This window comes from Prevotella sp. DNF00663, assembly GCF_001553265.1.
In the GTDB taxonomy this organism is placed as follows: Bacteria; Bacteroidota; Bacteroidia; order Bacteroidales; family Bacteroidaceae; genus Prevotella.
In genome coordinates, this window is record NZ_KQ960601.1 from 18,800 (window position 1) to 43,512 (window position 24,713).

12 protein-coding genes and 1 tRNA gene are annotated in these 24,713 nt (G+C 43.2%); 12 read left to right on the forward strand and 1 reads right to left on the reverse strand.

Annotated features, from left to right (window positions below):
* The first annotated feature begins 51 nt into the window (after window positions 1-51).
* The 3 genes from HMPREF3034_RS02790 to HMPREF3034_RS02800 are packed head-to-tail and all read left to right on the forward strand — an operon-like array spanning window position 52 to window position 7,511.
* Window positions 52-5,550 (forward strand): alpha-2-macroglobulin family protein, encoded by a 5,499-nt coding sequence (locus tag HMPREF3034_RS02790; protein WP_062432974.1) that lies wholly within the window; start codon window positions 52-54, stop codon window positions 5,548-5,550.
* 12 nt (window positions 5,551-5,562) lie between these two features.
* Window positions 5,563-6,630: a DUF1573 domain-containing protein gene (locus HMPREF3034_RS02795; RefSeq protein WP_062432977.1), complete on the forward strand. Its 1,068-nt coding sequence runs from the start codon at window positions 5,563-5,565 to the stop codon at window positions 6,628-6,630.
* A gap of 11 nt (window positions 6,631-6,641) precedes the next feature.
* On the forward strand, window positions 6,642-7,511 hold the full coding sequence (locus tag HMPREF3034_RS02800) for a 4-hydroxy-3-methylbut-2-enyl diphosphate reductase (protein ID WP_062432980.1): 870 nt from the start codon (window positions 6,642-6,644) through the stop codon (window positions 7,509-7,511).
* Window positions 7,512-7,632: 121 nt separating this feature from the next.
* On the opposite strand, the gene HMPREF3034_RS02805 is transcribed toward HMPREF3034_RS02800, so the two are convergent.
* Window positions 7,633-7,703, reverse strand: a tRNA-Gln gene (locus HMPREF3034_RS02805).
* Window positions 7,704-7,999: 296 nt separating this feature from the next.
* Between HMPREF3034_RS02805 and HMPREF3034_RS02810 the strand changes: the two genes are divergently transcribed.
* The 9 genes from HMPREF3034_RS02810 (at window position 8,000) to kduI (ending at window position 24,689) form a co-directional block, all read left to right on the forward strand.
* Window positions 8,000-9,220, forward strand: coding sequence for a DUF4861 domain-containing protein (locus HMPREF3034_RS02810; RefSeq protein ID WP_062432983.1), 1,221 nt, complete (start codon window positions 8,000-8,002; stop codon window positions 9,218-9,220).
* Between the two features lie 16 nt (window positions 9,221-9,236).
* A complete protein-coding gene (locus HMPREF3034_RS02815) occupies window positions 9,237-13,220 on the forward strand; it encodes a hybrid sensor histidine kinase/response regulator (protein WP_082721673.1) in 3,984 nt (1,327 codons plus the stop codon).
* Window positions 13,221-13,430: 210 nt separating this feature from the next.
* Window positions 13,431-16,448 carry a chondroitinase family polysaccharide lyase gene (locus HMPREF3034_RS02820; protein WP_062432988.1) on the forward strand — a complete coding sequence of 1,006 codons (3,018 nt, stop codon included), beginning with the start codon at window positions 13,431-13,433 and terminating at the stop codon, window positions 16,446-16,448.
* 14 nt (window positions 16,449-16,462) lie between these two features.
* Window positions 16,463-17,674 carry a glycoside hydrolase family 88 protein gene (locus HMPREF3034_RS02825; protein WP_062432991.1) on the forward strand — a complete coding sequence of 404 codons (1,212 nt, stop codon included), beginning with the start codon at window positions 16,463-16,465 and terminating at the stop codon, window positions 17,672-17,674.
* A gap of 17 nt (window positions 17,675-17,691) precedes the next feature.
* A complete protein-coding gene (locus HMPREF3034_RS02830) occupies window positions 17,692-19,506 on the forward strand; it encodes a DUF4955 domain-containing protein (protein ID WP_062432994.1) in 1,815 nt (604 codons plus the stop codon).
* A 50-nt stretch (window positions 19,507-19,556) separates the two neighbouring features.
* On the forward strand, window positions 19,557-21,503 hold the full coding sequence (locus HMPREF3034_RS02835; RefSeq protein ID WP_062432997.1) for a heparinase II/III domain-containing protein: 1,947 nt from the start codon (window positions 19,557-19,559) through the stop codon (window positions 21,501-21,503).
* A gap of 61 nt (window positions 21,504-21,564) precedes the next feature.
* Window positions 21,565-22,359: a hypothetical protein gene (locus HMPREF3034_RS02840; protein ID WP_156431022.1), complete on the forward strand. Its 795-nt coding sequence runs from the start codon at window positions 21,565-21,567 to the stop codon at window positions 22,357-22,359.
* Between the two features lie 18 nt (window positions 22,360-22,377).
* Window positions 22,378-23,763, forward strand: coding sequence for a PTS galactitol transporter subunit IIC (locus HMPREF3034_RS02845; RefSeq protein WP_036897322.1), 1,386 nt, complete (start codon window positions 22,378-22,380; stop codon window positions 23,761-23,763).
* Between the two features lie 14 nt (window positions 23,764-23,777).
* Window positions 23,778-24,689 (forward strand): 5-dehydro-4-deoxy-D-glucuronate isomerase, encoded by a 912-nt coding sequence (gene kduI / locus HMPREF3034_RS02850; protein ID WP_062433003.1) that lies wholly within the window; start codon window positions 23,778-23,780, stop codon window positions 24,687-24,689.
* Window positions 24,690-24,713: the final 24 nt, after the last annotated feature.

Consider the following 24,713-nt stretch of genomic DNA (forward strand, 5'->3'; position numbering starts at 1 on the left):
TTTCCACATTCAATCAAGACTTATTGGGAATCGATTTTTAAGCATCACGATATGAAGAAATATTTGTTAGCTCTCATCACGATGATTACTTTATTTCCCTTTGTAGGAATGTCAGAGAGTTATGTGTCGCTTTGGAAGAAAGTGGCTGCGGCTGAAAAGAAGGATTTACCCAAGACGCAAATCTCGATACTCAATGTAATTGTGGATAAAGCTACGGCTGCCGGAGACTACGGACAACTCATCAAGGCACAGTTGAAAATGGCTGATGCCGAGACATCTATATCGCCCGATTCCCTAAAGAAACACATCGTACTGCTAGAAACAAAGCAAAAGAAAGCAGAAAGGAAGAATCAGGTGCTAGCCGATGTCTATGCCTCGGTGCTGGGACATATCTATAAAAACTATGAAACACAGGAAGAACATGAGCGTATCAGCAAAGAGTATTACGAGAAATCTATGCGCCATCCGGACTTGTTGGCTCATCAATTGGCGAAAAACTACGAACCGCTCGTGGTAAAAGGTTACGATAGCAACATCTTCTATGAAGATCTATTACATGTCATTGGCATGGAAGCTGAGGCTTATCAACAGCTACACGATTATTATAAAGCGCATGGAAACAGGGCCGCAGCGTGTATCTGTGCCTATCTCATCACCCAAAAAGACCGTCGGGAAGACGTGGCATTAGCACGTAAATCGCACTATCTACAAACCCTCGACTCTCTTATCTACGAATACCATGACCTACCCATGGCCGGCGAAGTGGCTATTGAGCGCTATAATTTCATGGATAAGGCAATAGACACATCGGTAAAAGAGAAAATCAACTACATCAACTATGCACTCAGCCGCTGGGGAACTTGGCCACGTATGAATATATTACGCAATGCCAAAACACGTCTCACCCTACCCTGCTTCTTGGTAGATATGGGAAAAGGAGTTCAGATACCCGATAAGAAACGTACGGTTGCCATCCGCAGTATCACCAATGTACAGCAGTTGAGGATGACGGTAACGCGATTGGATTATACCGGCTATGTAGAGTTAGAGGCTGATGACGAAGACGATTATACCGAATTGCGTAAGCATCTACAGCTAGATACACAGAAGACTATTACTCATAGATACATCGGACTGCCTGCTTATAAGGTGACAAGCGACTCTATGACGATAGAGGGACTAACAAAAGGCGTGTACTTGATAGAGTTTACAACTGACAATACTAACATCGCTGTCGAGCGTGCCTTACTCCATGTGAGCGATATACATGTGATGTCCGAGGTATTACCCAACCATCAAATCAGGCTTGCCGTGGTAAGTGCTACTACCGGTCAACCAATTCCGGGGGCAAAGGTGAAACTAGTTACTCATCCGGATTTCGAAGAAAAGACTGATATACAAACGGTTGTTTGCAACGAGAAGGGAGAGGCAATGGTCTCTTATTCGAAGCGCATGCCCGACTGGATTCACGCTTATACCGATGAAGACAAGTACTGTCCGGAGACAAAATTTAACGGTTACTTCAACTATACCAATCATAAGGGAACAAGCGAGACGGCTCAATTGCTCACCGACAGAAAGATTTATCGTCCCGGGCAAACGGTGCATGTGGCCGCAATCGTGTATAACAACATCGCTCATACAGAGACAAAGGCTATCGCCGACAAACAAGTGACACTCTCTTTGTACGATGCCAATAGCAAGAAAGTGGCTTCGCGCGACGTGAAGACCGATGCCTTCGGTACCGCCTCGACCGAATTTACGTTGCCATCTACAGGTTTGACCGGGCGATTCTCGGTGCGTGCAAACGTAGATTATGCCTATACAGATTTCTCGGTAGAAGAATATAAGCGCCCCACATTTGAAGTTTCATTCGATAAGGTAAAACAAGTTTACCACAGCGGAGACACGGTGAGTGTACAAGGGAAGGCACATACGTATGCAGGAATATCCGTACAAGGAGCTCAAGTGGCATACTCTGTGGTACGTCGTTCGGCTTTCAGGTGGTATCGGTCAGAACGTTCAGATCAGACTATCAAGAGCGATACTACTGTAACAACGGACGATGGAACTTTCAAAATAGAGGTTCCGATGCAGTTGCCTGAAGAAGGCGACATAAACACACCACGCTATTACTCGTACGAAATACAGGCGAAGGTAACCGACCTGAACGGTGAAAGCCATACGGGCGAGACACGTTTGCCACTCAGTAATCGCACGTCGATATTCACAAATAATCTCCCACAGAAGATAGAAAGCGACAGTTTAAAAGCCATTACTTTCAGTTACTTGAATATATCGGGCGAACCTGTGGCTGGGAAAGTATACTTCAAGATTGATGACATGTCGATGTCGGGGCAGGCTAACGAGCCTATCAGCGATTCACGTATGACGAAATTGAAGTCGGGTTTGCACGTGTTGAAGGCTATATGTAATGAAGACACATTGGAACAAAAGTTCGTGGTCTTCTCTGTGAAAGACAGGAACCCCGTTATACCTACTCACGATTGGTTCTATCAGAGTGCCAATACATTCCCTAAAGATGGTAAACCGGTATATGTGCAGATAGGGTCGAGCGATCCCGACCAATATATATTGTACACCATGTTGAGTGATGAGAAAGTGTTGGAAAGTGGCGTTATCAAGCAAAGTGAGGCGCTGAACACACGCGCCTTCCGCTATCAAAAGGAATGGGGAGATGGCATTTTACTTACTTACGCATGGGTGAAAGACGGTCAATGCCATACACATAGAGCAGAAATTAGCCGAGCTTTACCCGACAAACGCTTACAGGTGGAGTGGAAAACATTCCGTAACCGTTTGATTCCGGGGCAAAATGAGGAATGGACATTGACCATCAAGCACCCCGATGGCAAGGCTGCAAATGCACAATTAATGGCAACGATGTACGACAAAAGCCTTGACCAAATACGTAAAAACAAGTGGAATTTCTCACCATTACTGTATCTGAACCTGCCTAACACACGTTGGCAGACAATCGATTTCAACGACATATCGATGTATGGGGAGCTACCCATGCGGGCATTACCGGAGAAAGAGTTCAACTTCTCGCACTTCGATAATGGGTTGTTTAATTTAGATTATGGTTTTAGGGCAACCATGCCTTACTACGCTTTTGCCGCAACAAAAACACGATCGGTGATGGTCGGCTCTGCCATGACAAAGGCAGAAAGGTTGATGAATAGCAAAGATGCATTTGAAGGTCAGGTTGCCGGAATTCAAATCCTTGAGACGCCAAAGGCTCAGGAAGAGGAAAAAACCGCGAAGACTACGACTCAACTACGCGAGAACCTCAACGAAACAGCTTTTTTCTATCCTGCTTTAACGGCCGATAAGAACGGAAATATAAACGTAAAATTCACCCTTCCGGAGAGCGTAACCACGTGGAAGTTCATAGGATTAGCACACGATTCCGATATTAAATATGGCATATTGGAGGATGAGGCGGTAGCTCAAAAGACCGTAATGGTACAACCTAACATGCCAAGATTTTTGCGTCAAGGCGATAAGGGAGAAATCAATGCACGTCTGTCTAATACTTCTGATAAGGCTGTAAAGGGCAAAGCGACGCTGCAAATTATCGATCCAGAGACGAAGAAAGTGCTTACCGAAGTGGTAAAAGACTTCAATGTGGAGGCTACAAAGACAGCTAACGTTAACTTCACCGTAACTCCTAAGAATTTCATGGAAGGTCGAGGCCTCAACTCTTCATTGTTGATTTGCCGTACAATGGTAGAAGGTCGTGGCTTCAGCGATGGCGAACAGCACTACCTACTCATCATGCCTGAGCAGGAAATAGTGACCAATACGTACGCTTTCTCACAAATAGGAGCAGGTGTAAAAAACGTGGATTTGACGAAATTAGCACCTATCGACAAGGATGTGAAGTTGACTATAGAGTATACCAACAATCCAGAATGGTTGATGATACAGGCATTACCCACCGTCAGCAACACACGTGACGACGACGCTATCAGTTTAGCGGCTGCCTATTATGCCAATAGTTTAGCAACACATATTGTATATTCAGACTCTGCTATCAGCCGCGTCATCAAGCAATGGAAGATAGAAAACAACAGCCAACAGAAGAGTAAGTTGATGCAGAATGAAGAATTAAAGACGCTGGCATTGGATGAAACGCCATGGTTGACAGATGCTAAGAACGAGACGGAGCAACAACAGTTGCTTGCTGACTACTTGGATGAGTCGCAATTGGAGAAACGCCAGACCATCGTATTGAAAAAATTAAGCGGTCTGCAGAACCCCGATGGCTCATGGAGTTGGTGGCCCGGCATGCGAGGGAGTCGTTATGTGACGGCCGAAGTGACCAAGATGCTGGCTCGTCTCTGCACTGTGACACTCGACCAAGAGGCTTTTAGGCTTATCACAAAGTCTATTACGTATTTGGATAAAAAGCTCCAAGAAGAATACGACTATATGATGGCGGAACGAAAACGCGGTGTTAAGATAGATGAGCCGAGCGAAATGACAATAGAGACACTCTATATCAAGTCACTGTTGAAAAACCTTGGACGCCAAGGAGGAGAAGCACAAGCTTACATGTTGAAGCAGATTGCCGCCTCATCGGCCGATTATACCATCTATGGAAAGGCCAACACAGCCGTCATTTTGGCTCGAAACGGATATAAGAAACAGGCAGAGACCAATCTCAAGAGCCTGAATGAATACAGTGTTTATAAGGAAGAAATGGGACGATATTACGACTCTAGAAATGCTTACTACAGCTGGTTCGACTACAAGATTCCTACAGAGGTAGCTGCCATAGAAGCTTTCCATTTGCTTCATCCCACTGAAAAGCAGACTATCAACGACATGCAACGCTGGCTCTTGCAATGCAAACGTACCCAAAGTTGGGACACTCCTATCAATGCTGTTAATGCTATTTACGCATTTACACTTGGCTCTAATCCTGCCAAAGGGCTATCCGCATTCAAGATAGACGCTACACCTGCCAAACTCTCCATTGATGGTACAGCGCTCGAAGCAAAGCCTTCGACTGCAACCGGATATGTGAAAATGATGAAAGAGGGCAAAACGATGAAGACATTCACGGTTGAAAAGCAGGGCGAAGGCACTAGTTGGGGTGCACTATACGCCCAGTTTACCCAAAACACAATAGACATCCAAGCTGCAAGTATGGGTATTCAGGTGAAACGAGAAATCGTTGCTCCCCGGTCTACCCCATTGAAAGTAGGCGACAAGATAAAGATTCGTATCACGATAATTGCCGATCGTGACTATGACTTTGTACAAGTACAAGATAAGCGTGCCGCCTGCCTAGAGCCTGTCAAACAACTTAGTGGCTATCGTTGGGGCTATTATTGTGCCCCACGCGACAATACTACGAACTATTATTTTGACCAATTGGCTAAAGGCACACACATCGTAGAAACCGAATACTACATCGACCGTGCCGGCGAATACCAAACAGGGCTGTGCACTGTACAATGTGCTTATGCTCCCGAATATAGCGGACGAGCTACGGCCAAATCCCTACATATTAAATAAGAAAACAAGCGAATGAATAAAAAAACAATGATAACAGCGTTGTTCATGATAGCCTCTTTAGGTCTTCAGGCACAACAGATTACCGCTGATCGTCATGAGTTGAACATGGGACAGGTGCTCTTTCGTACTCCCTCAACAGTGGAATTCAAACTAAAGAATACAGGAACGACAGAATTACGAATAGACAAAGTACTGTCGGATTGTGGTTGTACACAAGTAAAATTCCCAATCAACGGCATCGCACCCGGTGCAGCATTCAGTGTAAAAGCTACTTACGATGCCAAGCAACTGGGACATTTCCAAAAACAGATTGGTATCTATACAGCTGGTGGAACGACTCCTACCATGCTCACCTTAAAGGGTGTCGTGGTGGCACAATTGACCTCTTTTGCCGGAACATATCCCATTGAACTCGGCCAATTGCACACCGACATTGGCGATATAGAGTTCGACGACGTGAATAGAGGGGATACCCCGATTCAGAAGATACATATTTATAATAGCACCGATCGCACGGCTGAGCCGGTCATGATGCATTTACCGAACTATCTGAAAGCCGAGGTTGCTCCATCGCGCATTGCTCCGGGACATACTGGAGTGGCTACCGTGACACTCAATTCACGTTTGGTGCGCGATTTAGGACTTAATCAGACAACTATTTACCTAGGCTTTATGCCCGGTGATAAGGTGTCTGAAAACAAAGCAATATCTGTTTCTACAGTGTTATTGCCTGACTTTAACCAACTAAATTCGGTCTTCAAGAAAGGCAATCCTGTCTTCTCAGCCTCTGCCACAACACTTAATTTGGGTAGTTTCCAAGGACGGAAGCGTTTGAAAGGAGTCATCGAAATTGAGAATAAGGGAAAAGCTGTACTCGACATTCGGCAGTTACAAATGTTCACCGCCGGCATAGAAGTGGCGCTGAACAAAACCAAGATTGCTCCCGGAGAGAAGACGAAACTCAAGATTACAGGCGTGGCTGGCCTGTTACGAAAGGTTCGTACCAAACCACGCGTATTGATGATAACCAACGACCCAAAACATTCGAAGGTGATTATCAATATTGATTACAAACTATAGAAAGAAGTTACATGTTACAAATAGAAATAGATAATGGCAGTGGATTCTGTTTTGGAGTCACCACAGCCATCCAAAAAGCCGAAGAAGAGCTGGCTTCCGGCAAGACGCTTTACTGTCTTGGCGATATTGTACACAATGGGATGGAAGTGGAACGCTTGCACGAGCGCGGCCTCATTACAATTGATCACGACCAGTTGCGCAACCTTCATGATGTAAAAGTGCTACTCCGTGCCCACGGAGAACCGCCCGAAACCTATGAGATAGCACGGCGTAACAACATCGAAATCATAGATGCTACCTGTCCCGTGGTACTACAATTACAGCGCCGAATCAAGAGACAACACGATAACAACGAAGACAATGCGCAGACTGTTATCTTTGGAAAAAATGGTCATGCCGAAGTTTTGGGACTTGTTGGACAAACCCATGACAAGGCCATTGTGATAGAGAAGTTTGAAGATGTGAAAAAGTTGGACTTCTCACGCGACATCTATCTGTACTCACAAACAACAAAGAGTCTCGACGAATTTCACCGAATCATCGACTACCTACAGACTCACATGCAAGATGGAGCAACCTTTAAGAGCTTCGACACCATCTGCCGGCAGGTGGCCAATCGCATGCCCAACATCGCCACATTTGCCACACGCCACGATGTTATCCTCTTTGTCAGTGGGCGAAAGAGCTCCAACGGCAAAGTATTATTCAAGCAATGCCAGAATATCAATCCCAACAGCCATCAAATAGAACGAGCCGAAGAGATTGAAATGAGTTGGTTTGAAGGTATCAAAACTGTCGGTATATGTGGTGCAACAAGCACACCGAAGTGGCTGATGGAAGAATGTAGGGACTATATTCTACGACACTTAGAAACGAAATAAACACAAAAGAGCGAGATATAGCCTATCAAACTATATCTCGCTCTTTCCTCATTTGTCGATATTATGTATAAAAGAAAAGAGGTTAACTCGTTGTATTGACAACTTGTTAACCTCTTTCTTGTTGGGATACTCGGACTCGAACCAAGAATGACAGGACCAGAATCTGTAGTGTTACCATTACACCATATCCCAATTTATTCGCAACTCAAAAGTCCATTTCCGAATTGCGATGCAAAGGTATGCGTTTTTTTTGAATCCGCAAAATTTTCATTCAACTTTTTCATTCAGTTTGTTTGGGGTAGAGTCAAACGCAGAGTCAACCAGCATCATATTCACCAACGAACTAACATATCGCAAATCTACTCATAGAAGCACTTTGTTAAACAAATACAAAAAAGCTTGTAAAAAAGAGATATTTACGTATTTTTGTAGTTCAAAAAAGCCCTGACACAACTGCAATTCATTTAAAATAGTAAACACAATATATCATGAAAAAACTAAAAATCGCCAGCATCATATCAGCTTTTTACTTGTTACCATTGGCTGGACATGCTCAAAAAGTAACCGTTACCGTCACAAACGAATTACCTACACAACGACAAGAGCTCGTGGAAGTATCTTACGACAGCATCGTCAAGCACATCACTCCCGGACAATACGAGTCTATCATCGTAAAAAATGCATTTGGACAGCAGATAACATACCAAATTACACATGACAGGAAACTCCTTTTTGATGTAGAAATCTTGCCTCTTGGCAAAGCCATATTCACGGTTGAGAAAGGTATTCCCCACCCCATGAAAGCATGGGTATATGGGAAATTCTACCGCGAGCGAGTAGATGACATTACATGGGAAAACGATAGAGGTATCTATCGCGTATACGGACCGGCACTACAAAAGACCGGCGAACGCGCTTTCGGTATTGATGTTTGGACGAAAAATACATCTGAGCTTGTCGTCAAAGACCGCTACACGCAGGCCTTAGACGGTACGACCCGCCAACAAAAACTCCTCAGAGAGGGGAAAAAGGAACAAGCCGAGGCTATCAGATTGGCTACAACGTTCCACTTAGACCAAGGAAACGGTATGGATTGTTACAATGTTGGTCCGACATTAGGATGTGGCACCCCGGCTCTTATGAGCAAAGGCGAACTCATCTTCCCCTATTGTTTCAAAGACTACGATATACTAGACAACGGTCCATTGCGCTTTACACTGGCTCTCACATACGAGACCAAGAAGATCGGTGACAACGACCAAGTGACCGAACATCGCATCATCAGCCTTGACAAGGGCTCCAACTATAATAAGATGACAGTGTGGTACGACGGTCTACAAAAGCCTATGGACATGGCAGCCGGCATTGTAGTGCACTCTACCGACAAACACGACATGATGTTAGGTAAGGACTACCTATTATATGTAGACCCTACGGATGCACCGGAGAAGCATAACTTCCAGATCTATACAGGCATCCTGTTCCCTCAAAGTGCCCAAACAAAGTATCTCCCCAAGACCAATAGCGACAAAGGATATGAAGGCCATGTAGTAGGTATCGTGAAGAAATTGCAGAACAATGCACGTTATACCTACTATTTCGGTAGTGCATGGAGTAACTACGATGTCCGTACACAAACCGAATGGCAACTCAGAAGTGAGGAATATATGGCCGCTTTAAAGAGCCCACTCAAGGTTGTCATTCACTAATTACGCAGTTCACTACATGAAAAGACTCTCTCTCCTATTCCTATCAATACTCCTATTAGCAACATCGCTATCAGCTCAAAACATCACTTTCAAGCATTTGATGCCTGAGAACGGTTTGTCGCAAGTATCTGTAAATAGTGTCTGTGTAGACTCATTGGGCATGATATGGATTGCAACACGCGAGGGATTGAATTACTATAATGGTAAGACCATCACCGTATATCGCAAAAAGAAAGGGGAGCCACATTCGCTTTTTTGTAACACCGTAAGCCGGGTTATATCCGACGGACACAGAAGACTATATCTGCAATGTACCGAAGGACTGGCCATGATGGACATTTCTACCCGACGATTTAAGACCATCAATCACGCACCTGTAAGTGCTATCAAATTCAACAAACAATTATATGTAGGCATAGAGAATACCGTCTATACCTATGATCATGATCTCCAGCATACTATATTTACCGTTCTTCCCGATAATACCACCATCAGCAACATCGGATTCGACGGCCAAGGCAATATGCTGATTGGCACAAAAAACAGAGGGGTATACCGCAGAACAAAGCGTGGAAAGCTGGAACACATCATCCAAAGGGGAAGTATCATTGATATTTATACCGACAAAGAACGTGAGACGTGGATTGGTAGTTGGGCCGACGGCATGTATCGGATAAGCGCTGACGGGCGCATCAGAAATATAAGAGCAGAAGACCATACCGGCTTGCAGAGCAATTTTGTACGTACATTCTGCCAAGATAACTTAGGATATGTATGGATTGGTACATTCAGGGGACTACAGCGATTTGATAAAGGCAATGGTACTTTCCAACTCTATAACGCCGATGACAAGGCCGGGAGCCTGACAAATGCTTCTATTTGGAGTATAGCCAAAGACTCACAAGGTACACTATGGATGGGTACATACTTCGGTGGAGTGAACTATTTCAACCCGGAATATGAAATATACAACTACTTCAGAGAGGGCAAAAGCCCTGCTGACGGACTAAGTAGTCCTATCGTAGGAAGTATGACAGAAGATGACCAAAACCACATATGGATATGTACGGAAGGTGGCGGTCTTAACATGTACGATCGAAATACCGGAAAGATTAAATGGTTCTCGCTACCTTCTACCCCCAATAACATTGCACATAATAACCTCAAATCCATATACTACGACAGAAAAAGACAATGCCTGTGGACAGGAACACACTTGGGCGGTCTTAACAGAATGGACTTGAATTCAGGCAAAATAACCAACTATAGTCGCCGAGAGGGTGACTCTCACTCCCTACCCTCTAACATCGTAAGAGACATCGTGCCCTATGGCAACAAGCTGATACTCGCCACACAGAATGGAGTTTGCCTCTTTACGCCGGAGACAGGCAAGTGTACACCACTGCTGAAACGAAATAAATTCAGTAAGCATATATCGGTTATACCGTGTATTACCATTGATAAGAAGCAGCAACTTTGGATAGGAACAGAACGAGACGGTGTGTTCTGCTATGACATGAGGAAGCAAATGTTGTATTGGTATCGACACAATGAGCATAATCAACATTCGCTCAGTAGCAACAACATCAATAAAATCTACACCGACCGACAGGGAAACGTGTGGATATGCACATCAGGTACAGGTATAGACAGATACATTGCGCAGACCAACAACTTTGAAAATTATGATTCTAATAAGAACGGATTGGCAAGTGATTGTGTCTATTCCATCTGCGAATCGTCGGTATCCACCAACAAGATGTTGGTCATTACCAATCAAGGTTACTCCGAACTCAATCTCAAAGAAAAACATTTCCAAAACTTCGGAAGAGATAACGGATTCCCCTTATCGGCCGTCAATGAGCGTGCACTCTATGTAAGTAGAGACGGCCAGGTATTCTTGGGTGGTGTCAATGGTATGCTATTCTTCAACGAGAAACTGTTGCACAATATTTCAAAAAAATACAATATAGAATTTGGCAAACTCTTCGTCAATGGCAAAGAGGTGAGCCCTCAAGACGAAACAGGATTGTTAGAGCATGCATTGGAATACACTTCTAAACTTATACTGAAGAATAATGTGAAAATGTTCGCCATCGAGATAGCCAATTCAAACCACATAGAAGACAACCGTGCACGGCTAGTCTATCAGCTAGAAGGTTACTCTAAGACATGGAATGAACTGCATGAGGGACAATCGGTAGTAAGCTTCACCAACTTGAATCCGGGCAGCTATACCTTAATCTGTAAATCGTCGAGACCGGAGATACAAGCGGCAAAACTTGAGATTCGTATTCTACCGCCATGGTATAAGACATGGTGGGCCTATTTGGCATATTCATTTATTCTCTTTTTTATCATCTGGTATCTCACCAGCAACTATCTAGAACGTGTCAAGCTATACGCCTCTTTGAAGTACGAACGTAAACGAGCGTCGGACATAGAAGAGATGAATCAGTCAAAACTGCGATTCTTTACGAACATCTCACACGAGATACGAAACCCGCTTACGGTCATTATCGGGTTGTCGGAAAGTATGCTTGGTATGGACACATTCAGTCCTAGAGGGTATTCAAAACTCCTCAGCATACACAAAAGTAGCATGCAACTAAGAGACTTTATCACGGAATTGCTCGACTTCAGAAAGCAGGAACAAGGCAAGATGGTGATACATCCCGTGGAATTGGACTTAACCTCACTTATTTACGAGACCTTCCTCATCTATCGGGAATATGGCGTAGCCAAGGGTATCGAAGTGAAATTGCAATGCGATGCGGAACATATTATTGCTAAGCTCGACTTGCTACAAATGAAAAAAGTAATCAACAATCTGTTGGCCAACGCCATCAAGCACACTCCACAAGGCGGAGAGGTGTCGATAGCACTATCTGCCAACGAAACAACTTTCACCCTATCTGTGAATAATCCGGGCAATCCTATTCCTACCGAACAAATAGAAAAGATATTCGACCGTTTCTATCAGGTAGAACAATTGGAATTATCATCACGCGAACTAGGCACCGGTATCGGACTGGCACTTGTCAAAGGTATCGTAGAATTGCATCAAGGAAAGATACATGTAACAAGTGACAAAGCCAACGGTACCTCTTTTATCATAGAAATTCCAAAAGGAGAGGTTACCGGACAACAGCAATTAATGGTTCAGACACTCCCTGTAGAGACCACCATGATAGCCGATAAGGAAGTAGAGCAAATCGTAGAAAAGCCCGAAGAGACTGCCACTATCCTTATTGTTGAAGACAACGAAACTCTCCTCACAATGCTTCTAGACTTATTCCGTCCTTATTATAAAGTGGTGACGGCACAAGATGGCGAACAAGGATTAGTCGCAGTCAAAGAGACGATGCCTGATATTGTATTGACAGATTTGGTCATGCCCAAAATGCTGGGTACCGAACTTTGTCGCTCTATCAAGCGTAATCCGGAGATATGCCATATCCCTGTGGTGCTGTTAACGGCTCGTACATCTGTCGACAACCAAGTAGAGAGCCTCAAGATAGGCGCCGATGACTATATCACTAAACCTTTCGTAGCTAGTATCTTATTGGCGCGATGCAATAATCTCATCAATAATCGTAGAATGTTACAGCAACGCTTCTCTAAATCAGCAGAACAACAGCCCGATATGCTAGCCACCAACGAAATAGATAAGCAGCTATTAGAGCGTGCACTCAAGTTGATAGAGGAAAACTACACCGATCCAAGTTTCAATGTAGACAAATTTGCACGCGAGATTGGTATGTCGAGAACAGCCTTATTCAACAAGTGGAAAAGCCTTACCTCAGACACTCCGATGAGTTTCATACAGTCTTACCGCCTGAAGAAAGCCGCCCACATGTTGAAGACAAGATCCAACCTTTCCATTGCAGAAGTAAGCGATAAAAACGGCTTTTCATCTGCTCGTTATTTCTGTAAATGCTTCAAAGACTTCTACCACATTATGCCTTCGAAGTATAGAACAGAAGATACTGATAATTAGGCAATTGTATTAATTTTGAGTCTTTTTGTACTTTTTCGTCACAGATATTTTTTGATACGCGCGAATAAAGAAGTAAATTTGCGATAACCATAATAACTTCACGCATAGATTCTAGCCAATATATAGGCTATGTCTTAAAAATATTAAAACCTAATACGAGGATTGATAACCTACCACTATCAAATAATCGTATCAAAATATCATTCTGTAATGATTCGGAGTCTAATTATCTTGTTGGCATTCATTATCAATTCCACCCCGTCTATGGCAAAGGATGTGGAGGTGAGACAATTATTGTCGTTTGAGAACAAGAAAGACTTAAGTGATATTCAAACCTCAAAATCAAAGGTCGAAATTTCATCTAACCACTTCAAGCATGGTGCTAACTCCATGCACTGGAAGTTTAAAGCGAATGGTGTACTGAGCCTCTCAAAGAATATCGAGTTTCAACCTAAGGACGTAACCGGCAAAGACACCTACCTCTCGGCATTCATTGTATGGGTTTATAATGAGAAACCACAGAATACACTGATTCGCTTTTCATTTCTGAAAGAAGGTAAGTCATGTTGTTCTTTTCCTATGAACATCAATTTTAAGGGATGGCGTGGTGTATGGGTATGCTACGAACGCGATATGGAAGGAACTCCTCAAATAGGGATGAACGAACTACGTGTAGAAGCTCCAAAGACTGCCGGCGACTTATATTTCGATCACATGATATTGGCAACCAAGGTAGATGCTCGTCAGCAAACTGCCGACATACAAGTACCTTTTGTCAATAAGGATACGAAAAACCATTGGTTACAGATATACAATAACTCTCTCAAAAAGCCTCAAACATCATTTTCAACACTCACCTCATCGCAAGTGAATGACATTAGAATGATGGAAAAACGTTTCTTGGATATTATCTACAGTCCCGGAAAACTATCTTCCAAGTCTATGGAGCATATGCGGAAACAATATGAGAAATACCACATTGAACGCAGAAACGGTCATATAGTAGGTACACCTATCTACTTTGTACGCCACTCGGAAGCCTACGAGCGCTTGCTCCCCCAATGGGATAAAAACCTATTCATCAAAGCCGGAGTAGAAATGGGAAACTATTTCAAGTTGATGAATCAGATTGCAACAGCTTACCATCATGCCACTTCAGCAGAACAAAAAGACGAATTAAAAGGCATGTTCCTCAATATGTACGACCATATTACTGACCAAGGAGTTGTGTATGGTAGTTGTTGGGGAAACATCCATCATTATGGTTACAGCCTACGACAAATGTTCCCGGCCTATTATCTCATGAGAGGTGTACTCAGAGCAAGTGGCCGTTCGCATGAAGCCGAGCAAACTTTGCTATGGTATGCACAGACCAATTCGCTCTATGACATACCTACAGCCCCCGGTTCGGACATGGATACATTTAATACAGAAGCCATTGGTTGCATGGCAAGCATACTGATGATGGAAGACTGTCCGGAGAAAGTAGGGCGTCTACAGGCCTTCAGTAGTTGGTTGAGCAATGGTTGTCTGCCGGCAGACGGATTAAGAGATGCGTTTAAAGTAGATGGCAGTGCCTATCATCACTGCCACCATTATCCCGCATACGCTATCGGTGGGTTGAGTGGAATTACTCAAATGGCCTACATATTAAAACAAACCTCGTTCAAAATGGGGGCAGAAGCACATCGCACCGTACGCCAAGCCCTACTGGCCATGCGATTCTATTGCAATAAGCGTCACTTTCCTTTAACCATGTCTGGTCGCCATCCTGACGGATTGGGAGAGTTGATTCTGGAACACTATGCCCTTATGGCAATGGTTGGAAATCCTGAGAACGATGATGAAATAGACGCAACTATGGCTACAGCTTATCTAAGATTGGCCCAGCCCAAAAAGTCATATTTAGAAAAGCAAATCTGGAAAACACTTCAAGCTAAAGGCTTCAAAGCAGAACAAGCTCCACAAGGCAACTGGTCGATGCCATACGCTTGTGCTTCCATCCATCGCAGAGGAGAATGGGCGGCTGTAGCTGTAGGCCATTCAAGATACCTTTGGGCAGCCGAACATTACAACAAAGAGAATCTTTATGGACGCTATTTGGCGCATGGAAGCCTACAACTATTGACAAGTAAAGAAGGCGATGTGACTCCAACAACAAGTGGTTGGCAAGAAGCGGGATTCGACTGGGCGCATATTCCCGGAACTACGACTACTATCTTACCACTAGACTTATTGAAAGCCAAAATATACAATGTAGATAGATTCTCAGGCTTAGAAGAGATGTTACTATCCGACCAAAGCTTCGCAGGCGGACTCTCACAACAAGGGCGAAATGGTAACTTTGGGATGATACTACATGAGAATGAGAAGTATAATGGTACATTGTGGGCTCATAAATCTTTCCACTTTATTGACGGAATGATAGTCTGTGTAGGGTCAAATATCAAGAATAAGGTTGCGGAATATCCAACAGAGACCACTATATTTCAGCAAGTGGCAACTACAGCTGCCCAACATGACTATTGGAATCAAGTCTCTACAGCAGGCCATACTTATCTTGATGCTTTGTCAACAGGCTACTATTGCCCCAACAGTGTAAGCCTACGAAAGAATTTTCCACAGCTATCACGCACAGAAGATACAGACGAGGAGACGAAAGGCGACTGGGTATCACTCGTTATTGAGCATGGCATGGCACCACAGAATGCACAATACCAATATGTGATATTGCCAAACACGACACCCCAAAAGCTAGAGACCTTTGCCAAAGCGCCCACTTATGAGATGCTGAAGCAAGATAGTATTGCCCATATTGTTCGTTCTAAAGCACAGCATACAGACTCATATGTCATTTGGAAAGCGACTACTACCCCACTTCCGGGAGACTTGGTTCGCAGTGTTGACACCCCATGTTTGCTCATGACCAACACTCAAAAGCCTAGTCAACTGACCCTTACCATCGCACAACCCGACTTGGCTTTATATCGTGGCAAGAGCGATGAGCAATATGATGAACATGGAAAATGGATAGAACGTAGTGTCTATTCGCGTTCATGGCCAAAAAACAAAAGCCAAATAGTGCCTGTAACACTAACCATCAATGGAAAATGGGTACTTCAAAAACCTTTGAACAAAGTTAAAACAACGATACAGCAAAACACTACAACGATTCTTATTGAAACGCAAGATGGTGCAAGCTATGATTTAGAATTCATCAAACAATAAATAGTTAATCAACCATGCAAAAATTACTATCACTTGGACTAACAGTCTTCTTTTCCCTCTCTGTCTTCTCAGGAGAGGCAAATAACACGTGGATTAAAAAAGACATTCAATTTGCCGACAAGCAATATGGACTCATGGTAGACAACATTTCAAAGGTTCAACCACTCGCTCTACCAAAGACATATAATTACTCTAAGCAGCAAGTCGTGTATATTCCTACCGACGATTGGTGCTCCGGATTCCCAGCAGGATGTATGTGGTATCTGTACAATCTTACCAACAAAACAAGTTGGAAGAACCACGCAGAACAGTATACACTCATCCTTGACTCCATCAAATATCTGACATGGCACCACGATGTGGGCTTCATGATTGGTTCAAGCTATCTTAATGGCTATCGCCTAGGAGGTCATAAGGAATATAAAGATGTCATAGTACAAACAGCGAAGTCGCTTTGTACCAGATTCAGACCTAAAGCCGGCGTCATTCAATCATGGAATACAGACCGCGGATGGCAGTCACAACGCGGTTGGAAATGCCCTGTCATCATCGACAACATGATGAATTTGGAACTCCTATTCGAAGCTACCAAGCTATCGGGAGACTCTACTTTTTGGAATATTGCCGTATCTCACGCCAATACAACATTGAAAAATCACTTCCGTAAGAATGCGAGTTGCTACCATGTCGTTGACTATGATGATGCTACGGGAAAGGTGCGTCGTCGTGTAACCGCACAAGGATATGCCGACGAATCAGCATGGGCTCGCGGACAGGCATGGGCCATTTATGGTTTCACCGTTTGCTATCGATACACCAAAGACAGTCGTTATCTCGACTTAGCAGAGCGTACACTCAACTTCGTTCTGTACGATAAGCACATGCCGAAAGACTTGATCCCATACTGGGATTATAATGCTCCGGAGATTCCTAACGAACCGAGAGATGTCTCTGCAGCCGCTTGTATAGCTTCAGCTCTTTACGAGATGGAGCAATATGCACCTAACAAAGGGTATGCTAAGATTGCCGATAAGATGATGAAAAGCCTTTCTACACCGGCTTATCGCTCTGCCATAGGAGCAAATGGATGCTTCTTACTGATGCATTCTGTTGGTAGTATACCTCATAACAACGAAATCGATGTGCCTTTGAACTATGCTGATTACTACTTCTTGGAAGCATTAAGCAGAAAAGTAGAAGCTACAAGCAATAACATGAAGCATTAACTTATAATCTATTCAATATGCATTACCATTCATTGAAACACCATATATCTATCTTTATCGGATTAGGGCTGTCGCTTAGTGCTTATGCACAAGACGACAATCACTATTGGACTGAATTCAAAGCTAATCCTACAAGTAGTGCTATCTTGGACTATTCTTATGCTGGCTATAAACGTGGAGAGAAAGTTCCTCCTACAATTGCAGAACTCAAAGCCCAAGGATATACAGAATATGACGTCACCAAAGAGGGATTAATACCCGATGATGGGAAGTCGGATCGCACAGCTTTTGAAGCACTTATCAAGAAACTTGGGAAAAAAAATCTAGCTAAAGTTATCATCTACTTTCCTAAAGGACATTATATACTGCATGATAAAGATGATAACTTTAATAAAGCTGGTAAGATGCATTCCAAACCTATTATAATAAATATGGGCGGTTTTGTTATCCGAGGAGATGGTAAGGATCAAACTTTCATTGAGATGAAAGATCCAAATTTACCTGAAAACGAAAAAGTCATGTATAGTTCTAAAATGATGTTGCAGGTAAAAAACAATGGTAAAAAAGATAATGACATTATTAAATACGGTGATGTTATAGCTGATTCAAAGAAAGGGTCACATTCGATTACTCTAGACGATGTAAGTCAAATAAAGCCTAATCAATGGGTCTGGCTCAAACTTGTGAATAATAATAATGATGATGTCATTGATGAGGAATTACATCCCTGCCAGCGTGAGCCTTCAATGGAAAACCTTATCGATATAGGCGTTCAAGTAAATGAATACCATGTTGTTGAATCTGTCAACGGCAATGTTGTAACGTTCAAAGAACCCATTATGCACGAGGTAAAAGAAAATTGGGGATGGATATTACAAGAATATCCACATTATGAAGAAGTGGGTATTGAAGATCTTACATTCATTGGACATGCTCGTGATAAGTTTAAACATCATGGCTCTTGGGAGGACGATGGAGCCTATAAACCCCTTAATTTGATGCGCTTGACAGATTCTTGGGTAAGACGAGTTAGATTTGAGAGTGTCAGCGAAGCACTCACTTTTGAACAATGTGCCAATACAAGTGCTTACGAGATTGAGATTTCTGGTAATCGTGGACACTCTGCGGTACGCGCACAAAACAGTACACGTGCATTCATAGGAAACGTATATGACCACTCTGATGGTTATTATGTAGAGCAAGATTATCAGACGCATTACGATGGTTTAGGTCAATATCATGCATGCGGCGTATCTAAACAAAGCATTGGATGTGTAATTTGGAACTGCGATTGGGGTAAAGATGCTTGCTTTGAAAGCCATGCCACACAGCCTCGCGCTACCCTTATTGATGTATGTAAAGGTGGATTTATGCCTAGAAGAATGGGAGGAGATAAGACCCAATTGCCTAATCACTTAGACGATTTAGTGATTTGGAACTTTGAATCAAAGGAAACTCAGACCAAGGATTTTGGTACCTTTAATTGGTGGAACTATGGTAAAACATGGGTAAAAGTAATGCCGCCAATGGTCGTTGGATTCCATGGACATCTTATCACCTTTGCTGAAGACCAAATGAAATGTAACGAAAGCTATGGCACAGCTGTTAATCCTCGCTCGCTATACTTAGCTCAATTGGAGCGCCGTCTAGGTAAAGACAACGTATGGATGAAGCAAATCACCACTGGTATAGAGACACCTCAAATATTCAGACCAACCGAAGAGTTGAATAAAGGTATCTACACACTGAAGGGAGAAAAACTGAATGTAGATGCCAAACAACTACCACAGGGTATCTATATCATCAATGGAAAGAAGACCTTAATTCACTAATAATCGTGTAGCATTACATAAATACATGATTCTAACAATCAAGAACTGACATGAAAAATATTATTAAATATTCGCTTCTTACCTTGATGCTACTCTGTAGTATATCAAGCAAAGCTTATACAGAAAGGAATTTGCTAGAGCGTCAAATCTCTAAAGAAGCATTGAAAGAAGCACTTGTAATGAACCAAAAGTGGGTTCCTTATCCAACTTATAGTGATAGAGCAGGATGGGATAAACTCTTCGGTGCATCCAAAGAGGCTGCCATCAAGCGCGGCAAACGCTATCTCAATTATGAATGGCGAGTTATAAAGGCAACCGATTACCTAGAATACAGCAAGACAGGCAACCGTAGCGCTATGCAAGAACCAAACACTAGCAATAACTCTGCTATCTCCGCTTTGATGATAGCAGAACTTGCTGAGGGCAAGGGTCGCTTCATACCCCAACTCATCAATGGTGTATACTTCACCTGCGAACGGGCTTCGTGGGTACTTTCAGCCCATTTGAGCAGTCTACAAAAGTCACATTCTCCTCTTCCATCCATCGATGAAGAAATTATAGACCTTGGTAGTGGCGAGGTAGGAGCCATGATGTCGTGGATTTATCACTTCTTCCACAGCGAGTTTGATAAGGTGGATAAGACGATAGCCCCACGCTTGAAGTATGAGATTATACAACGCCAATTGCTTCCATTCATCCACAATAACGACTTATGGTGGATGGCTCGTAATTATAAGAAAGGAAGCCTACTCAACAATTGGACCCCTTGGTGCAACTTCAATGTGCTCCAAAGCTACATGTTAATAGAAAACGACCGTGACAAACTGGCCAATGCTGTATACTTAACAATAGAGTCTGTAGACAAATTCCTCAACTATATCAAACAAGACGGAGCCTGTGAAGAAGGCCCATCTTATTGGGGGCATGCTTCCGGAAAGTTCTTTGATTACATCGAACTACTCCGTATGAGTACCGGTGGAAAGCTAGATGTGACGCACGAACCAATGGTGCGTAACATGGGCGAGTATATCGTTCGAAGCTACGTAGGTAATGATTATGTCGTCAACTTTGCCGATGCATCAGCCAAAGCCGACTTAGCTTACATTCCAACAGTCTTCCGCTATGGTAAAGGTGTAGGCAGCCAGCTCATGGAAAAGTTCGCAGCTTACCTTGATAAGAAGAGCACAAAGACCGAAGAACAAGGTCGCTACCTTTCTTCAGGCACCGATGTTTACCGCATGTTGGCTACACTTTCCATCAAGGAAGAGTTGAAAGCTACTGAGGGAACACTCAACCATCCAGCCTATACGTGGTATCCCGAAACCGAATTTTGCTACCTAACAAACAAGAACAAGATGTTCCTTGCCATGAAAGGTGGCTTTAACAACGAGAGTCATAACCACAATGATGTAGGTACATTCTCTTTCTATATCAACTCTACTCCAATTTTTATTGATGCCGGAGTGGGTACCTATACCAAACAGACTTTCAGTAGCGAGCGCTACAATATTTGGACTATGCAGAGCAACTACCATAATCTCCCGTTGATTAATGGTGTTCCTCAACATAATGGCACTCAATACAAAGCAACAAACACAGTCTTCAATGCCAAACAAATGCAGTTCAATATAGATATTGCTAAAGCTTATCCAGCTACAGCAGGCGTTAAAACTTGGAACCGCACGTATAAACTTCTGAAGGATAAAGTAATCATCACCGATGCTTTTGAGCTGTCAAATGCAACCGTAGCTAATGAAATCAACTTCATGACATGGGGACAGGTAAACATTTCTAAAGCCGGTATCGTAAGTGTTTCTGTCAAAGGACAAAAGGCTTTTCTGCATTATGATGCCAATATTTTCAGCCCATCAATAGAGACCGTTACCCTTACCGACAAGCGACTCTCTAATGTTTGGGGCAACGAAATATTTAGAGTGACACTCAAAGCAAAAACGGTTATGAATAAAGGAAAATATAATTTCACCATTACTCAATAATAAATCATACCTTATTGATACAATGAATGACAATTATACAAATCTTTAATATATCTATCTTATGAAAAAAATCTACCTGTTAACACTAACATTGTTATCCATCTGTATGGCCAGCATGGCTCAACAGAAATGGGATTTTCTCACATTATCAGCAAATGATGAAGCGAACCTCACTGCAGATTGGTCATTTTCCGATCCCTATTATTATAACACAAGCACTAGTGGAAAGGGCATATACGTAGGCCGCTATTCAAAAAAGGGTAAAGACTATAGTCCATACTTCAATGTAGCAGATTCTGCAGCCAAATATTCTAGCACTGTCGAAGCTAACGGTGTAGAACTCGAAATGACTAAAGGATTGAAATTTGGATTTGCAAATGAGGGTAGTAGACGCTTCCAAGGAAATAATAACAAAGCTTTCCGTATTTACAAAGGGAAAAAAGGCTACGGCATTTACCCACAAATGCCAGGTGCATTCTTCGTTATTCCAAACGTCGCAGTGGGCGATACTGTCATCGTCGTAAGCCGTCCCGGTGGTAAAGATGGTCGTGGACTAACATCAGAAAACCTTACGATTTTAAGTGGTTTTGAATCTACTATAGAACCTAATAATGTCCTCAACAAGGGTGTTTCCAAAGTTAATGGTAACGTTTTAATTGGCTCTATAGGAAAGACCAGTATTTTGTTGAGCGTTGAAGTCAAGAAACCTACAACCGACATCAGCCAATTACGCACTTCCGTAATTGGTCGACCGGAAAATATCTACAATCTAAATGGACAGTTTGTTGGAACAGATTTAAATAAACTTCCTCAAGGTGTATATATACAATACGGCAAGAAAGTCATTAAAAAATAATTATTAAGTATCATCAATATGATTCTCGAACAAATTTCCAGCTACATCATCAGCCTTGGCGCAAGCGTCATGATGCCTATTCTTTTCACGATTATAGGCATCTGTATCGGTTTGCGTCCGGGAAAATCTCTACAATCCGGCCTCTATGTGGGAGTCGGATTTGTTGGTCTTGGTATCGTTACCGGACTGCTCACCAGTAATTTCGACGTTCCATTGAAATCGATTGCCAGTATCTACAACCTCCAGTTAGGTGTCTTCGATATGGGTTGGCCGGCAGCAGCTAGCGTGGCTTACAACACCGCAGTGGGAGCTCTCGTCATCCCTGTATGCCTAGGCGTTAATCTCTTGATGCTACTCACTAAGACCACCCGTACCGTTAATATCGACCTTTGGAACTATTGGCACTTTGCATTTATTGGTGCTGTGGTCTACTTTGTCATGGGCGAGAGCTTGTTGTGGGGCTACTTTGCCGCCATCATCTGCTATATCATCACCATGGTTATGGCAGATTTGACAGCCAATAACTTCCAAAAATATTATGGCAATCTCGATGGTATCTCCATCCCACAACCTTTCTGTCAGAGTTTTGTACCCTTTGCATTGGTTATCAACAAACTCTTAGACAAGATACCGGGATTCAGCCGCCTCGACATTGATGCCGAGGGATTGAAGAAGAAGTTTGGTGTGTTGGGAGAACCACTTGTACTCGGAGTCATCGTCGGAGTACTCATCGGCTACCTCGCACAATCCGATGTAAAAGGCATCCTCACACTGGGTATCATCATGGGAGCGGTAATGGAGTTGATTCCACGCATCACTCGCTTGTTCATAGATGGTCTCTTACCTATCTCTGAGAAAACCAAAACGCTCGTAGAAAAGAAGTTCAACGGCCGACAAGTAAATATCGGTATGAGTCCGGCATTGGTCATCGGACATCCCACAACCCTCGTTGTGAGCTTGCTCCTCATCCCTACCGTACTCTTCCTCGCAGTCATTTTACCCGGCAATCAATTCCTTCCCTTGGCGTCATTAGCCGGTATGTTCTACTTATTCCCAATGGTTCTACCTATTACTAAAGGTAATGTTGTCAAAACATTCATCATTGGCTTGGTGGCACTCACCGTCGGTCTATACTTCGTTACCGACATGGCACCCGACTTCACCATCGCAGCCAATGCCGTATATGCTGCCACACAAGATGCCGCAGCCAAAATTCCAGAAGGCTTTGCAGGCGGTGCTCTCGACTTCGCTTCTTCGCTATTTGGCTGGTGTATCTACAAACTTACATGCCATACAGCCTATATCGGGGCAGCAATATTAGTTATTATTGCTGTCGTTTTGATGTTTATCAACAGACGTAGAATCCTACAAGAAGAGAAAGAATCAGTCAGTAAATCCAATTAATCAATTATAAAATTATGAAGAAAACATTCCTATTACTCTCGTTCGCTTTCATGGCTATCACCCTGATGGCGCAAAATAGCTATACCCACTATGAGGTAAGATATGCCAATCATCCAGAAGATGCCAAGCATTATGATACTCAACGCCTACGCAAGGAGTTCCTTATACAAAAGGTTTTTGCTCCCGGCGAGGTGAACTGGGTGTACTCTATGTACGACAGATTCCTTATTGGTGGAGCTGAGCCCACTGCTACTCCACTGAAACTAGAATCTATCGCCCCACTCCGCACGCAACACTTCCTCGACAATCGCGAGATGGGTATCATCAATATTGGTGGCGAAGGTACCGTCACAGTCGACGGAAAGGCCTATCAGCTAGGCTTCAAAGAGGCACTATATATCGGTCGTGGCGCTCAAGAAATAACCCTCACTTCTAAGAATGCAGCCTCTCCGGCTAAGTTCTATATCAACAGTGCACCTGCCCACACAGCTTATCCCGTGCGTAAAGTGACGTTGAAAGAAGCCAAGATTATCAAAGCCGGTTCTTTGGCCGGTTCAAACGACCGTGTCATCAATCAATTAATTATCGACGGTGTAGCCGGAGTTCGCACCTGCCAGTTGCAGATGGGACTCACAGAATTGAAGACCGGATCCGTTTGGAACACCATGCCTGCCCACACACACTTGCGCCGTATGGAGACCTACTTGTATTTCCAAGTACCTCAAGACCAAATGATTTGCCATCTCATGGGTGAACCACAGGAAACACGTCCTATGTGGATGAGCAACGAACAGGCCGTTATTTCTCCGCAATGGAGTATCCACTGTGCTGCCGGAACAAGTAATTACAGCTTCATCTGGGGTATGGCTGGTGAGAATCTTGACTATGGCGACATGCAGGTAATCAAGACGAACGACCTGAAATAAATGTTTTATCAGAATTTGAAACCT

Excerpts from the sequence above, each read along its gene's own strand:
- HMPREF3034_RS02790 (WP_062432974.1), top strand. The coding sequence starts at position 52 with ATGAAGAAATATTTGTTAGCTCTCATCACGATGATTACTTTATTTCCC.
- HMPREF3034_RS02795 (WP_062432977.1), top strand. The coding sequence starts at position 5,563 with ATGAATAAAAAAACAATGATAACAGCGTTGTTCATGATAGCCTCTTTA.
- HMPREF3034_RS02800 (WP_062432980.1), top strand. The coding sequence starts at position 6,642 with ATGTTACAAATAGAAATAGATAATGGCAGTGGATTCTGTTTTGGAGTC.
- HMPREF3034_RS02810 (WP_062432983.1), top strand. The coding sequence starts at position 8,000 with ATGAAAAAACTAAAAATCGCCAGCATCATATCAGCTTTTTACTTGTTA.
- HMPREF3034_RS02815 (WP_082721673.1), top strand. The coding sequence starts at position 9,237 with ATGAAAAGACTCTCTCTCCTATTCCTATCAATACTCCTATTAGCAACA.
- HMPREF3034_RS02820 (WP_062432988.1), top strand. The coding sequence starts at position 13,431 with ATGATTCGGAGTCTAATTATCTTGTTGGCATTCATTATCAATTCCACC.
- HMPREF3034_RS02825 (WP_062432991.1), top strand. The coding sequence starts at position 16,463 with ATGCAAAAATTACTATCACTTGGACTAACAGTCTTCTTTTCCCTCTCT.
- HMPREF3034_RS02830 (WP_062432994.1), top strand. The coding sequence starts at position 17,692 with ATGCATTACCATTCATTGAAACACCATATATCTATCTTTATCGGATTA.
- HMPREF3034_RS02835 (WP_062432997.1), top strand. The coding sequence starts at position 19,557 with ATGAAAAATATTATTAAATATTCGCTTCTTACCTTGATGCTACTCTGT.
- HMPREF3034_RS02840 (WP_156431022.1), top strand. The coding sequence starts at position 21,565 with ATGAAAAAAATCTACCTGTTAACACTAACATTGTTATCCATCTGTATG.
- HMPREF3034_RS02845 (WP_036897322.1), top strand. The coding sequence starts at position 22,378 with ATGATTCTCGAACAAATTTCCAGCTACATCATCAGCCTTGGCGCAAGC.
- kduI (WP_062433003.1), top strand. The coding sequence starts at position 23,778 with ATGAAGAAAACATTCCTATTACTCTCGTTCGCTTTCATGGCTATCACC.